Here is a 14,459-nt window from a genome sequence, read left to right as displayed (position 1 = left end):
ATGTCAGAACATTTAACTGTATTACAAGTGGATAATCCAAATGAAGCGGTCATGTTACTAGGTATATCTGATGCGAATATGAAATTGATTGAAGAGGCACTTCGCGTTCATATTATTACGCGCGGTGAGCAAATTCAGCTTGCAGGTGAAGAAGAGGCAAAAGAACAAGCGACATATCTTTTACATGCATTATTAAAAGTTATTCGCAAAGGCATTAATATCGACCAACGGGATGTAGCAACCGCAATTGAAATGACACAAAAAGGAACAATTGAATATTTTGCAGAACTTTACGATGAAGAAATTGCACGCACGACAAAAGGGAAACCAATTCGTGCTAAGACAATTGGTCAACGAGAATACATACAAGCGATTCGTCACAAAGACGTTGTTTTCGGTATTGGTCCAGCAGGTACCGGAAAAACGTATTTAGCGGTAGTAATGGCTACACAAGCGCTTAAAAATGGGCATGTAAAGCGTATTATTTTAACTCGTCCTGCCGTAGAAGCAGGAGAGTCATTGGGCTTCCTTCCAGGCGATTTAAAGGAAAAGGTGGATCCGTATTTACGTCCACTCTACGACGCATTAAACGATATTTATGGCTCGGAACAAACTCAACGTCTAATTGAGCGAGGAACGATTGAAATCGCGCCATTAGCGTATATGCGAGGACGTACATTAGATGATGCTTTTGTAATTTTAGATGAAGCGCAAAATACAACACATATGCAAATGAAGATGTTTTTAACACGTCTTGGCTTTGGTTCAAAAATGGTTATTACTGGCGATAAAACGCAAATTGACCTTCCTAAAAATACAGAGTCAGGATTGATTGTTGCGGAACGCACGTTAAAATATGTCAAACCAATACATTTCCAAATTTTAGAGCAAGGCGACGTTGTCCGCCATCCAGTCGTAGCAAAAATCATCCAAGCTTATGAGGAGCAACAACTTTAAAATAACCGCCTAAGGCGGTTATTTTAAAGTCTGTACCGAAAGCGAAGCGACAGGTACAACGATAGAAAAGTCTGTACCGAAAGGGAAGCGACAGGTACAACGATAAAAAAGTCTGTACCGAAAGCGAAGCGACAGGTACAACAATAGAAAAGTCTGTACCGAAAGGGAAGCAACAGGTACAACGATAGAAAAAGTCTGTACTGAAAGCGAAGCGACAGGTACAACGATAGAAAAGTCTGTACCGAAAGCGAAGCGACAGGTACAACGATAGAAAAGTCTGTACCGAAAGCGAAGCGACAGGTACAACGATAACCCTGAACACAGCGTAGCGGTGGAGGAGACTTAAGCAACGCCCGCGGAAAGCGAGCAATCCGTAACGGAAATCAATGGCAAAAGTTTGAGACCAAAGCGAAGTGACAAGTCAGCGAATTATGCATATATAAGGTTAAATGTGACGGCTATACATATACGTATAGCTGTTTTTTTGCTTTCTTTATACATTTTTCGGGAAAAATGTTTTTTGAATTGGTATGATAGAAGATAGATAGAGGAGGTGCCAAATGGAGAAACAACTTCAGAAAATTACGGAGCTTATTGGATTCCGCTACTTTTTGATTGTCGTTCTCATCCTTACAGGAGCATTACAATTTACATTTATGTATGGCAATGTAAAGGGTGTTACATATGATTTTAAACCGTTGCAACTTGCGTCAGAAACAGTAAGATCAACGAAAACCATCGAAGATACCGTGAAGACACAGCAGGAACGAGAAAAGGCTGCTAACGCAGTTACGCCCGTCTATCAATTTTCTGAAGACGTCGCTAAGCAACGTGTAGCAATCGTGACGTCTTTATTTGATTATGTCCTCGAAGTGAAAAAGGATGTCGAAAGTAGTAAGGACCCTGTTGCAACTGTCGACCAAGTGGCAAAGCTCCGGAAAAAATTAGAATCCATTGATGTGGATCAAATGCCTGTCGTCTTTACCGATGCACAGTTAGAAGGCTTATTACAACAAAGTGAAGCCGATTTAAAGCGAACAAGCATACAACTATCAAAACTTGTACAAGAATACCTAGAAAAATCAATTCGAAAAGAAAATGTGTTAGCTGCTCAAAATGATTTTGAAACCAAAATACGTGGACAGCGTGGCTATCCTGATAGGATTTTAAGTACCGTCGTATCAATTGGACGTGCTAGTATTATCGAAAACGAAACCATTAATGAGGAACAAACGAAAGTTAGAATTGAACAAGCAAAGGAAGCCGTTGAACCAACACGTATTCTACAAGGTCAAATCATCGTACAAGAAGGTCAGATTATTGATAATGAGGCTTATCGCCAGTTAGAGCTACTGGGTATGGTGAGTAATAAAGCATCACTGAAGCCGATTGCAGGGCTAATTATTTTAACGTTCATTCAAATGATATTTATGTATATTTATTTTGATCGCTGGGAAATCGAAGAACAGAAAAAGCGCAATGCATTACTCGTAACAGTTATTGTGTATAGTTTTTCAATCCTGCTAATGAAGTTTATAAGCTTAGTGGCAGATGGGTTTGATGTGACAATTGCCTTTTTATTCCCAACAGCGTTAGCTACAATGCTTGTACGTCTACTCGCTGATGATCGAGCTGCAGTCCTTATTACTGTCATGACAGCTGCTTCAGCAGGGGTTATTTTCCAAGAAGGATATTCTTCTGTAATGCAGATGGAAATTACTTTGTATATCATATTTGGTGGCTTTGCGAGTCTATTCTTTATGCGTAGTGTAGAAAAACGCTCGCATATTATGCAAGCGGTTGCCGTGATTTCTGTTGTAAATATGGGCTTTATCGCATTTTATTTATTAATGACACAATCATCTTATGGTTTATCTGAGCTATTGTTTTACTTTATAGCCGCGATATTATCAGCACTACTATCTGGTGCGCTAACGATGGGACTATTGCCATTTTTTGAGTCAGCCTTTAGTTTGCTCTCCACATTACGTCTCATTGAGCTATCCAACCCAAATCATCCATTGCTGAAAAAGCTACTAATGGAGACACCGGGAACATATCATCATAGTGTAATGGTAGCGAATCTAGCTGAAGCGGCATGCGAAGCGATAGGTGCGGACGGATTGCTCGCACGTGTCGGTTGTTATTATCATGATATTGGCAAAACGAAACGACCAGCTTTCTTCATTGAAAATCAAATGTCAGGTATGAATCCGCATGATTCCATGCCTCCAGAAACAAGTGCTGAAATAATTATTGCGCATACAACTGATGGCGCAGAAATGCTAAGACGTTATAAAATGCCACAAGAAATTATTGATATTGCGCTACAACATCATGGTACAAGTCTGCTTAAATTTTTCCTTTACAAAGCGAAGGAAGAAGGAAAAGTAATAGATGAGGCAAAATTCCGTTACCCAGGACCAAAACCTCAAACGAAGGAAGCCGCGGTAATAAGCGTTGCTGATAGTGTGGAAGCGGCGGTTCGTTCGATGAAAGAGCCAAATGCTGAGAAAATTCATAAACTCGTTCGAGCAATTATTGATGACCGTGTACAAGATCATCAGTTTGATGAATGCGATATTTCGATAAAAGAGTTAAAATGTATAGAGCAAGTACTTTGTGAGACGTTGAATGGGATTTTCCATTCCCGTATTGAATATCCAAAGGCAGATAAGTAGGAGGCACTAATGATTTTAACGATTGATTTTACAGATGAAACAAATGAAGTGACAGCACAACATACGGAGCTTGTAGAAAAGCTTTTACAACATGCTGCAAAAGTGGAAAAGATTGAACCTGAAACAGAAGTATCAGTAACTTTTGTCACAAATGAGGCTATCCAAGAAATTAACCGAGAATACCGCGATAAAGATCAACCAACAGATGTGATTTCCTTCGCGCTAGAAGAATTAGGCGAGGGAGAAATGGAAGTAACATTTGAAGGCATGCCGCGCATTTTAGGTGATATTATAATTTCCACGGATCGCACTAAGGAACAAGCAGAAGAATATGGACATTCATTTGAACGAGAATTGGGCTTTTTAGCTGTCCATGGCTTCTTGCACTTATTAGGTTATGACCATATGGTACCTGAAGATGAAAAGGTGATGTTCGGCAAACAAGAGGAGATTTTACAAACTTTTGGCTTAGGACGTGACTAAATGAACTTACGCAAATATTTACGTTCATTTGGATATGCTTTTGAAGGAATAATCACAGCATGTAAAGAGCAAAATTTTCGATCTCATTTGCTTAGTGCGTGCATTGTTATCATTGCAGGTTATTTCACAGGTTTATCACGAGTTGAATGGTTGATTGTGCTATTATTAATAGCACTGATGTTTGCGCTTGAAATGATCAATACTGCGATTGAGCGAGTTGTAGACTTAGCATCAACAGACATTCACCCACTCGCTAAGCAAGCTAAGGATGTTGCAGCGGGTGCGGTGCTTGTATTTGCGGTATTCAGTGCTATAATCGGTTTACTTATCTTTATACCGAAATGGTTTTAGTTTTGTTCCATTACAAGCTACCACTTCGCTATGTGAGGATAAACGCCAACTATGCTCTTATGCATGTGTGGTTTAAACGCTGGCAAAAATCAATTGAAAACCCCAGCAAATGTCACAGATTTTGGAGAGGCGCTTTTCAAGCAGGCTCGAAAAAATCTAGACGCAATTACGCTGTGGCGTAATGGATAGTGCCTAGTCAAAGAGGCATATTTGATTTTTATGTAGAGGAGAATTAGCATAGATGAAGATAGATATGCATGCATTACTAGAAGAGTCAAAAAAAGCACGCGAGAAGGCATATGTTCCCTATTCAAAATTTAAAGTGGGAGCTGCGCTTTTGACTAAAAATGGCGATATCATCCACGGCTGTAATATTGAAAATGCTGGCTATAGTATGACGAATTGTGCGGAGCGTACGGCGTTTTTTAAAGCCATTTCAGAAGGTGTTTATGATTTTGAGGCAATTGCGATTGTAGCGGATACGGAAGGCCCCTGTGCGCCTTGTGGAGCTTGTCGCCAAGTGATGGTGGAGTTTTGCCCACCAACAATGCCTGTCTATTTAACAAATTTAAAAGGTGATGTCACGGTAACGTCAGTTGGCGAATTAGTACCGTTTGCATTTACAACGGAGGATTTAGAGAATGCTGGAAAATAATACTGGCTATAAGTCAGGCTTTATCTCAATTATTGGAAGACCAAATGTCGGGAAATCTACATTTTTAAACAGAGTCATTGGTCAAAAAATTGCCATTATGAGCGATAAGCCACAAACAACACGAAATAAAGTACAAGGTGTACTGACAACAGATGATAGCCAAATGATTTTTATTGATACACCAGGAATCCATAAGCCAAAGCATAAGCTAGGCGATTTCATGTTAAAAGTATCTAAAAATACATTGCGTGAAGTGGACGTTATCATGTTTATGGTAAATGCGGAGCAAAAGCTTGGAAAAGGTGACGAATTTATTTTAGAAATGCTCGAAGGTAATCCAACGCCTGTGTTTCTAGTAATAAATAAAATCGACCAAGTTCACCCAGATGAATTAATGGGTATTATCGACAGTTATAAGGAACGTTATGACTTTGCGGAAATTGTGCCGATTTCAGCACTTCAAGGTAATAATGTTGAAAACTTACTAGTAACACTTACTAAATATTTACCTGAAGGCCCACAATATTATCCTGCCGATCAAGTAACAGACCACCCCGAGCGCTTTATCATTTCCGAGTTGATTCGTGAAAAAGTGTTACATTTAACACGTGAGGAAATTCCGCATTCCATTGCAGTAGTCATTGATAAAATTCGTCGTGATGAAGAAAACGAAGGAAAAATTCGTGTAGCCGCGACAATTATTGTAGAGCGTGATTCTCAAAAAGGCATTGTGATTGGGAAGCGTGGAGCATTACTGAAAGAAGTAGGAATCCGAGCTCGTAAAGATATCGAAATGTTATTGGGTTCTAAAGTGTATTTAGAGCTATGGGTAAAAGTGCAAAAGGATTGGCGTAATAAATCGACACATCTTCGTGACTTTGGATTCCGCGATGATGAATATTAATTTTCTTCGTAGGGCTTAATTGTTTCAACTGAAGTCTACCGTATCGAGTTATTGCAGTGGACAAGTGTTAGTTGAAGTAATGCTTGATTCAGAAGAAGGGAAAATGGAGCTGTCCAAATATGTTGGAGAGCTCTATTTTCATGGAAAACTTGAAAAAAAGGAGGGGGATGGATGCTTTATAAATGGGAAGGTATTGTGCTAAAGGTGCGTGCGTACGGGGAATCCAATAAGATTGTGACGCTACTAACGCGAGAAGCTGGTAAAGTAGCAACGATGGCGCGAGGGGCCAAAAAACCTTCAAGCAGATTATCAGCTGTGACACAGCCCTTTACATATGGCATGTTTATGGTGCAGCATCATACAGGTATGGGCACTTTGCAACAGGGAGAGCATCTCAATTCAATGCGTCATATACGTGAGGATATTATAGCGACAGCCTATGCGAGCTATATTATGGAACTAGTGGAACGTGTAGTGGAAGAGGGAAAAGCAGAACCTTTTGCATTTGAAGTACTCTTGCAAGCATTACAAGCAATTGAAGATGGCTATGATCCGGAAGCTATTACCCTTTTTGTAGAGTGGAAAATGCTCCCTTATACGGGTGTGCAACCGATACTCCATGCTTGTGCTTCTTGTGGTGCAGTGGATGGGGAATTTGCCTTTTCTTTTGCACAAGGAGGTTTCTTATGCCACCGCTGTTATCAGCATGATCCATATATTATTCGCCTAACACCAACACAGTTAAAGTTAATCCGAATGTTTTATACCGTTCCAATTGATCAGATTGGTAAACTGGAATTGAAAAAAGAAACAAAATATTTCATAAAAAAAATTATTACAACGATTTATGAAGAACAAACTGGAATCCGCTTTAAAACAAAAAAATTTATTGAGCAATTAGAAAGAACGCCTGAATTACAGTTAAGACCATCTACAGATAAAACAGAAATGCCAGAGGACAATTAATGTACCCTCTGGCATTTTTACATAATGAATTAGTATTCTTCCATATCATCGTATAAATCGTAATAAGTTGCCCATTTACCTGCAATTTTCATAAATTCAACATTTAAATATGCAGTTTCTCCATTTTTTCCAGTTACATGTATCATGGCATTGCCCTCTGCTAACGGTGTTACAATCAATTTGTTTCCATTAAGTACTGCTTTGACTGGTACTTTGTAAGTTGGATCAGAACCATCATCTAAATCTTCTAATGCAACTTGTACTGGTTCAAATGATAAATAATCGCTTGTAAATGTTAGTTCGTCGGTTAATTCGTAAAGGTCAATACTACGTACAAAATCATACGTATATACATCAGCCGCCATTATTTGTTGTTGGGTACCATTTGTGAAAGTTAATAAGTATTGTCCATCTTTAAAAATCGATAGTGTTGTATTATTATTTTTCGTTTCTAGTGCATAGGAATCCGAAGATAAAGCCTGTCCATCGGCTGTTTGTATACTTACTTCTGTAGGTGCGAACGTTAAATCCGTTTCATTTAAGTTGAGCGGTAGATGTTCTAAATAGTCTTCTTCCTTTACTTCTTCAAGCGTTGTTTGTAGCTTACCGTCTACAGTTTTTACATGAACTAAGAAAAAGAAATCTGTGAACTCTTCTGTCTCTTCGCTAAAACCAGAAATGACTAATTTACCAGTACCTTCTTTTAAAGGCTTAATCGTAATGGTATTTGTCAACATCTCTTCGTCATCCCATGTGAAAATATCCTCTGCGGGTTCAATTCCACCATAAGAAGCGAAAATATAATCTTGGTTAAAACGACTTGCAGAAATCGTAGCATTATGTTGAGTGTTTTCTGCTCTTACTACAAAAGAAGCCAGTTGAGAACGTTTTACATAGCTTTGAGGGCCAAAGGTAGTCGGTGTCGTGCCTTTTGTAATGTTATTAGAAAATAATGTTTGAATATATGGCTCATATTCACTGCCAGCTTCTACATCTGTAAAGGGAATATCGATATCATCAGTAATTGTTAAATCAAAGCCCTTGACAATCATTTTCGACAATTGACCTCGTGTAATTTGTTTCGTTGGGTTGAAATAACCATTAGAGCCTCGGATGATCCCTGCTTCTGCTAGTGCAGCGATGGCACCGTAGTTTTCATTGTCAGGAGTAATGTCCTTAAAGTTAGGATTTTTTACATGAACAGTATCAAGATGTAAAATGCCTGCTAAAATTTTGGCAGCCTGTGTACGGGTAATAAAATTTGCGGGCTTGAACGTGCCATCTGGGTAGCCGGATATAATTCCACGCTCTGCTAAGTTTATGATTGCTTTCCCTTCCTCTGTTGAGGGATTTATATCGGGGAATGATGAAGCAGCATATGCTGGGGGTGCTATGACAATGGCGCTCGTTGCGATAGTTGTTGCCATAACCAGTTGATAAAAACGATGTGTATTCAATTTGTTTCCTCCAATGTCCATTTTTATAGCTTGCTTTTTTCTAGTAAAGATCCTTCCTATGTACAGTTTCAAACTTCCGGACGATTGATTGCGAATGGTTGGTATTACTATGTATTGTTAAAAATACGTACTTTAACACAAAAGATTAACTATAATAATATATTTATAACAAATTGTTGAAGGTGAGAATAGAGGGAATATTATCCACTATAAAATGGGAATTATGAGATATAAATAGCAATGAGCTTATGCTACTAGGAAAAAAAGATTAGTAGATAACATTTAGTGAGAAATTTTTTGTTTTTTAAGCCATTCTTTATATTAATAGAAAAATGGTTATTTTTTATAAATATACATTTATCTATATTTTTAAATAGGTCAAATGAAATATAACATTGCCTGAATATCGATAAAAATAAATAAAATAAATAAGAATAAATAACTAATTTTTAGGTGGTTTATAATATATGCATAGTATTAACTAATCATTTAAGCCCCATATACTAGTTGAAAAGGCATTTTAACCTATGATATTGTAAAGATACAAAGAAATGTAATATTAATTATTCTTGTATAATTATACGAATTAAAGTTTAGGAATGTAATTTCAAACTATTTTAAAACCATGCCTCTATCAGCAAAACGTACTATTGTACGTTATTAGATTAATGCAGTCCTATGGAAAAGGGAGGGAGGTCACATAATGCTCTAACCATGCGTGTGTGGCTGATAAAATGCTAAAAAAAGTGATATTATGTATTGATGAAGTAGAAGCCGGTGATATTTTAGCAGAAGATATTTTTTCCGAGTATCGCCTATTAGCTAAAAAAGATTTAGTGCTAACTGAAAGAATTATTGCATTACTTAAACTTAGAAGAGTAGAAGAATTGTCAGTTTATCTATCAACAGATTCAGTAAGAATTGTTCATGATTTAAGTATACAACGTACAATGGAGTACGAAGATATTTTTGCACCACTGTTGGAGAAAAATGACGAGATAGATGAATATCAAGTAGCGGTCAGTAATCTATTTATGTCAACATTAGAAAATGTTGTACATGAATTACGTTATGGTCAAATATTAAAAAGTACGCAGGATACGGCATATGTCAGAGGTATATTTGAACGGATTTTAGCAGAAAAGAGTCGCTACGATTTGCTTATGCGTTTAAAGGAGTGGGATGAATACTCATTTGTCCATTCATTTGATGTTTTTGTTCTTGGAACAATTTTTGCAAGACAATTAGGCTTAACGGACATTGAGATGCTTGCCAGAGGTTATTTATTTCACGATATCGGCAAAGTTTTTATTCCACAAGAAATCTTAAGTGTAAAAAGAAAACTGTCCGAAGATGAATTTGATATAGTCAAAACACATACGACGAAAGGCTACGAGCTTCTTATAGAAAATGGTGAAGCTGATATTGCCTATTTGGCGCGCGATCACCACGAACGCTTTGCTGGAAAAGGGTACCCTAACCAACTGTGTGCAGATGATATGAGTGAAGGTGTTCAGTTATTACAAATTATTGATGTCTATTCTGCAATGACCTCAAAGCGTGTATATCATTCTGGATATGGTGCGACGGATGCTTTAGCAGTTCTATATCGTGATCGGCATTTATATAATGAAAAGTTTATGAACAAATTTGTAGAATGTCTTGGCATCTATCCTGTAAACTCAGTTGTGTTACTATCAGATAATCGTAGTGCTCAAGTAGAGCTTGTCTATGATATGTTCCCAACATTGCCGAAAGTAAAGTTACTAGATGAACAAACGTCCATGAACTTACCACTGAATTATAGTGTCAAAATTGTTAAAATGATTGATTATCGTGCCAATAGTTTTGAGGAGATTTTTAATTTATTTATCGAGCAGTTGATACGTAATGATGAAAATTCTTTAAGGGTACATTTCAATAAATTGATTGACCATTTACATCCGAAAGAAATTGTTTTAAAAATTTTTCTCCCAGCTTTTCGTATTCTTCGACTACTAACGAGAGAAATACAAACCGATATGAAGAAATATAAAAATTCCATACTCATATTAAATAAATTGTTGGAAGAACAATTAAATGTTTTGTACATGGATTATCAGCATGAGCAAACAACTATTTTAGTTGTTGAAACGGCTGTTCGAGAAAATTTTTTCATCAAACTTGTTCAGAGTATTTTGTATATTGACAAAATTGTACCATTCTTTATCAATCCGGGAGATGACCAGCGCATTACGCAACTAATGGAGCATTGTGGAGTCAATGTTGCCTATTTTATTGAGGAAGAATTGACGATAGACAGACGAGTGCGTCCTATGCGCGAAGGGACATTTCTCTATTACTCTCTAAGTGATATTGAGGAACTGTTAGTAAACTTAGTAGGGATGAGTATGAAAAAGTTTCTATTTGAAGAAAAAATGCAAGAGCGATTATTTATATCGTTAAAAGCATAAAGCAAGATATTTATGACGACCAAATCAACAGTTGATTTGGTTTTTTTTGTAAGCTTGCAAGAGGGATTAGATAAGGCTGTTGCAATTTAAAGGGGGAGTTCGATTGGCAATTGATAGTATCATCGAATTGAATGAACAAAATATTGTTCAAAGTGGATGCTTTTGTCTACGCAGTAATCCACATGCTACAGGATATATAAATAAAAGTAACTGGCTTTATGAAAGATTTCATGAAGGATTAAAGTATATAAAAATAATGGACAATAATAAGCAGGCAGGTTTTATTGAGTATACACCGATTGAGTATTCTTCAAGGGTTGTGTTTGGCGAAAACTATGTTGTGATTCATTGTTTGTGGGTAAGTATTACTGGAAAGGGCTATGCCTCGAAATTGATTGATAGTTGTATAGAAGATGCAAAGAAACAACAGAAATCAGGTGTCATTGTCATTACAAACGCAAATAGTTCGTGGGTTCCGAGTAAGCAAATTTTTTTGAAACATAACTTTAAAGAAGTAGAGCAGGCACCAAATGGATTTGAATTGCTTGTTTATAAGTTCAGAAATGCACCAAATCCATATTTTCCGAACGATTGGGATAAGCGGCTAGCATCTTATCAGGAGCTAACAATATTCCGAACCCCTCAATGTCCCTTTGTAGATATTGCAACGGATAATGTTGTAGAGGCTGCAAAAAAACTAGGCATTCATGCTGAAATCATTGATGTGCAAAATAGAGAAGAATTAGTCAGACTTTCTCCTACGCCTTATGGTGTCTATGGAGTCATCTATAAAGGAAAATTACTAGCCTTTCATCGACTTACTGTGCATTCGGCGATAAAGCGTTTAAAAGCCTTTCATCCAATTGATGGTAAATAGAGCGCTAGTTTTAAAAGCGGAAGTGGGCAGTGACTCTTGTAAACAACTAGACATACACTAGTGTTACAGCTTACGTGTATGCCCACAAAAAGCATCGCCGAAGCAAAAACGTGTTAGATTGACTGTAATCAATCTAACACGCTTCCTTTGCTTAAAACCTAACTAATCGTTTGAATTAAAATTGAAGATGCTTTTCGATATATGCTTTCACATCAGCGATTGGCATACGTACTTGTTCCATTGAATCACGATGACGAACAGTTACTTGACCATCTTCTTTTGAATCGAAATCGAATGTAATACAGAATGGCGTACCGATTTCGTCTTGACGGCGGTAGCGTTTACCGATTGATTGAGACTCATCAAAATCAACAGGGAATGATTTGCGTAACGCTGACCATACATCTGCAGCTTCATCAGATAATTTTTTAGAAAGTGGAAGAACAGCTGCTTTAAATGGTGCTAAAGCAGGGTGGAAACGTAATACGGTACGTTTGTCATCACCTTCAAGCTCTTCTTCATCATAGGCGTCACATAAAAATGCTAATGTCACACGGTCAGCACCTAAAGATGGTTCGATACAATATGGTACATAACGCTCGTTTGTTACTGGATCAATATAAGTGAAATCTTCGCCTGAATGTTCCATATGTTGTTTTAAGTCGTAGTCTGTACGATCAGCTACACCCCAAAGCTCGCCCCAGCCGAATGGGAATTTAAATTCGATATCAGTTGTTGCATTTGAGTAATGCGATAATTCATCTTCCTCGTGGTCACGTAGACGCATAGAATCTTCTTTCATACCTAAGTTTAACAACCAGTTTTTACAGAATTCTTTCCAATAGGCATGCCACTCAAGATCTTCACCAGGCTTGCAGAAAAATTCAAGCTCCATTTGTTCAAATTCACGAGTACGGAATGTGAAGTTCCCTGGCGTAATTTCGTTACGGAAAGACTTCCCGATTTGTGCGATACCAAATGGTGTACGTTTACGCATAGAACGTTGTACGTTTTTAAAGTTAACGAAAATTCCTTGTGCTGTTTCTGGACGAAGGTAAATTTCATTTGTTGAAGATTCTGTTACACCTTGGAATGTTTTAAACATTAAGTTGAACTGACGAATATCAGTGAAATCTGCTTTGCCGCAATCAGGGCAGACAACATCGTATTTCACCATTGTTTCTTTCATTTGATCGAATGTCATACCATCAACGATAATTTCATCACCTTTTGCTAGCGCAGCATCTTCAATGATTTTATCTGCACGGTGACGCGCTTTACAAGCTTTACAGTCTACCATTGGGTCGTTGAAGTTGCCAACGTGACCAGATGCAACCCATGCTTTTGGATTCATCAGGATAGCCGCATCGATTCCAACATTATGTTCAGATTCTTGGACAAATTTTTGCCACCAAGCTTTTTTGACATTGTTTTTTAATTCCACACCCAGTGGACCATAATCCCAAGTATTTGCTAAACCTCCGTAGATTTCAGAACCCGGGAAGACAAAGCCACGATGCTTTGCTAAAGATACAATTGTTTCCATTGATTTGTTAGCCATAATAATAGCCTCCTTCGTAATTTTTCCTTGCATTTGAGTGAAACGTAACTGTCTGATAGGACGAATAGATAGACAACAATCATGATAGATTACCCTCATATTTGTTGAAAATAAGAATTCGCCATATCCAAAATAAAAATAGCACCCGTCTCCGGGCACGAAAATGCCCAGGGACGAGTGCTAATACCCGCGGTTCCACCCTGATTGTTTTAAACGCTTTGTTTAAAACCTCTTTTCAAAAAGTTAGCTCAAGGAGTGCCTTTCTCTGTTGCTATGTAGACTTTCACCATCTTCTACTCGCTAAATAAATGAACAGATACTTTTTTCCTATCATCGCCTGTATAACGCAAGATTGCTCGAAAATACATGGAGAGCAAGCGTCTGTGTCAATATTGTAGCATGTAGTTCTTTTCTTCGCAATAACCATTAAAATAGTATATAATAATTGAGCATAAGTATAACACTATTAGATTTGAGGCGGTGAGTCCAATCGAACTCAATAAACGTCAGGAAGACATTTTACAAATTGTGAAAGAGAACGGCTCGATAACAGGGGAACATATTGCAGAACGTCTCAATCTGACAAGAGCGACTTTAAGACCAGATTTAGCCATTTTGACAATGGCTGGCTTTTTAGATGCTAGACCAAGAGTTGGTTATTTCTATTCTGGTAAAAAAACATCCGTAACATTAACGGATAGCATTAACAATTTAAAAGTTAAAGATTTTCACTCTGGACCTGTTGTTGTACCTGAAACAATGACGGTGTATGATGCCATTTGCTTCATGTTTTCAGAGGATGTCGGGACCCTTTTCGTTGTCGATAAAAACGAATTTTTGACAGGTGTTCTGTCTCGTAAAGATTTACTGCGTACAAGTATTGGCACGCAGGATTTAAATAAAATTCCTGTACATATTATTATGACACGAATGCCAAATATCTCGTACTGTGAAAGATCCGATTCGTTAGTTGTTGCAGCTAATAAGCTAATAGAACGAGAAGTAGATTCATTACCGGTAATCGAACCACAAGAGGGTGGATTGACGATTGTAGGTCGTCTTACTAAAACGACCATTACACGTGCTTTCCTGTCGCTTGCGCAAAATGTCTAAA

12 protein-coding genes and 1 other annotated feature are annotated in these 14,459 nt (G+C 37.6%); of the genes, 10 read left to right on the top strand and 2 right to left on the bottom strand.

Annotated features, from left to right (window positions below):
- The 7 genes from LO754_RS15535 to recO all read left to right on the top strand — a co-directional run bounded on the left by LO754_RS15535 (position 1) and on the right by recO (position 6,997).
- On the top strand, positions 1 to 957 hold the full coding sequence (locus tag LO754_RS15535) for a PhoH family protein (protein WP_024363033.1): 957 nt from the start codon (positions 1 to 3) through the stop codon (positions 955 to 957).
- A gap of 560 nt (positions 958 to 1,517) precedes the next feature.
- Positions 1,518 to 3,638 (top strand): HD family phosphohydrolase, encoded by a 2,121-nt coding sequence (locus tag LO754_RS15530; protein ID WP_024363032.1) that lies wholly within the window; start codon positions 1,518 to 1,520, stop codon positions 3,636 to 3,638.
- Between the two features lie 9 nt (positions 3,639 to 3,647).
- Positions 3,648 to 4,121, top strand: a complete 474-nt coding sequence (gene ybeY / locus LO754_RS15525; RefSeq protein WP_024363031.1) for an rRNA maturation RNase YbeY — start codon at positions 3,648 to 3,650, stop codon at positions 4,119 to 4,121.
- A complete protein-coding gene (locus LO754_RS15520; protein ID WP_024363030.1) occupies positions 4,122 to 4,472 on the top strand; it encodes a diacylglycerol kinase family protein in 351 nt (116 codons plus the stop codon). It begins immediately after the preceding gene.
- Between the two features lie 241 nt (positions 4,473 to 4,713).
- Positions 4,714 to 5,127, top strand: a complete 414-nt coding sequence (locus tag LO754_RS15515) for a cytidine deaminase (RefSeq protein ID WP_029747264.1) — start codon at positions 4,714 to 4,716, stop codon at positions 5,125 to 5,127.
- Positions 5,114 to 6,031 (top strand): GTPase Era, encoded by a 918-nt coding sequence (era, locus tag LO754_RS15510; RefSeq protein ID WP_024363028.1) that lies wholly within the window; start codon positions 5,114 to 5,116, stop codon positions 6,029 to 6,031. Before LO754_RS15515 ends, era begins: the two co-directional genes overlap by 14 nt.
- A gap of 171 nt (positions 6,032 to 6,202) precedes the next feature.
- Entirely contained in the window at positions 6,203 to 6,997 is a 795-nt protein-coding gene (gene recO, locus LO754_RS15505) for a DNA repair protein RecO (protein ID WP_024363027.1), read from the top strand.
- A gap of 29 nt (positions 6,998 to 7,026) precedes the next feature.
- Here the strand turns inward: recO and LO754_RS15500 are convergent, their stop codons facing one another.
- Entirely contained in the window at positions 7,027 to 8,454 is a 1,428-nt protein-coding gene (locus LO754_RS15500) for an S-layer homology domain-containing protein (protein ID WP_231784743.1), read from the bottom strand.
- Between the two features lie 734 nt (positions 8,455 to 9,188).
- Here LO754_RS15500 and LO754_RS15495 point away from each other — a divergent pair.
- Both LO754_RS15495 and LO754_RS15490 read left to right on the top strand, forming a co-directional pair.
- Positions 9,189 to 10,907: an HD domain-containing phosphohydrolase gene (locus tag LO754_RS15495; protein WP_231784742.1), complete on the top strand. Its 1,719-nt coding sequence runs from the start codon at positions 9,189 to 9,191 to the stop codon at positions 10,905 to 10,907.
- A 109-nt stretch (positions 10,908 to 11,016) separates the two neighbouring features.
- Entirely contained in the window at positions 11,017 to 11,784 is a 768-nt protein-coding gene (locus LO754_RS15490) for a GNAT family N-acetyltransferase (protein ID WP_231786339.1), read from the top strand.
- Positions 11,785 to 11,959: 175 nt separating this feature from the next.
- On the opposite strand, the gene LO754_RS15485 is transcribed toward LO754_RS15490, so the two are convergent.
- Positions 11,960 to 13,345: a glycine--tRNA ligase gene (locus LO754_RS15485; protein ID WP_024363023.1), complete on the bottom strand. Its 1,386-nt coding sequence runs from the start codon at positions 13,343 to 13,345 to the stop codon at positions 11,960 to 11,962.
- Positions 13,346 to 13,511: 166 nt separating this feature from the next.
- Positions 13,512 to 13,688: a binding site (T-box leader), on the bottom strand.
- Positions 13,689 to 13,825: 137 nt separating this feature from the next.
- Between LO754_RS15485 and ccpN the strand changes: the two genes are divergently transcribed.
- Positions 13,826 to 14,458 carry a transcriptional regulator CcpN gene (gene ccpN / locus LO754_RS15480; protein WP_231784741.1) on the top strand — a complete coding sequence of 211 codons (633 nt, stop codon included), beginning with the start codon at positions 13,826 to 13,828 and terminating at the stop codon, positions 14,456 to 14,458.
- Position 14,459 lies beyond the last annotated feature (1 nt).

This window comes from Lysinibacillus sp. GJ-1, assembly GCF_021166035.1.
Classification (GTDB): Bacteria; Bacillota; Bacilli; order Bacillales_A; family Planococcaceae; genus Lysinibacillus; species Lysinibacillus sphaericus.
Note: the sequence above shows the minus strand (reverse complement) of the source record. Positions and strands in the feature narration are given on the sequence as shown.

What these genes read in the sequence shown, in the direction of transcription:
- LO754_RS15535 (WP_024363033.1), top strand. Translation starts at nt 1, where the DNA reads ATGTCAGAACATTTAACTGTATTACAAGTGGATAATCCAAATGAAGCG.
- LO754_RS15530 (WP_024363032.1), top strand. Translation starts at nt 1,518, where the DNA reads ATGGAGAAACAACTTCAGAAAATTACGGAGCTTATTGGATTCCGCTAC.
- ybeY (WP_024363031.1), top strand. Translation starts at nt 3,648, where the DNA reads ATGATTTTAACGATTGATTTTACAGATGAAACAAATGAAGTGACAGCA.
- LO754_RS15520 (WP_024363030.1), top strand. Translation starts at nt 4,122, where the DNA reads ATGAACTTACGCAAATATTTACGTTCATTTGGATATGCTTTTGAAGGA.
- LO754_RS15515 (WP_029747264.1), top strand. Translation starts at nt 4,714, where the DNA reads ATGAAGATAGATATGCATGCATTACTAGAAGAGTCAAAAAAAGCACGC.
- era (WP_024363028.1), top strand. Translation starts at nt 5,114, where the DNA reads ATGCTGGAAAATAATACTGGCTATAAGTCAGGCTTTATCTCAATTATT.
- recO (WP_024363027.1), top strand. Translation starts at nt 6,203, where the DNA reads ATGCTTTATAAATGGGAAGGTATTGTGCTAAAGGTGCGTGCGTACGGG.
- LO754_RS15495 (WP_231784742.1), top strand. Translation starts at nt 9,189, where the DNA reads ATGCTAAAAAAAGTGATATTATGTATTGATGAAGTAGAAGCCGGTGAT.
- LO754_RS15485 (WP_024363023.1), bottom strand. Translation starts at nt 13,345, where the DNA reads ATGGCTAACAAATCAATGGAAACAATTGTATCTTTAGCAAAGCATCGT.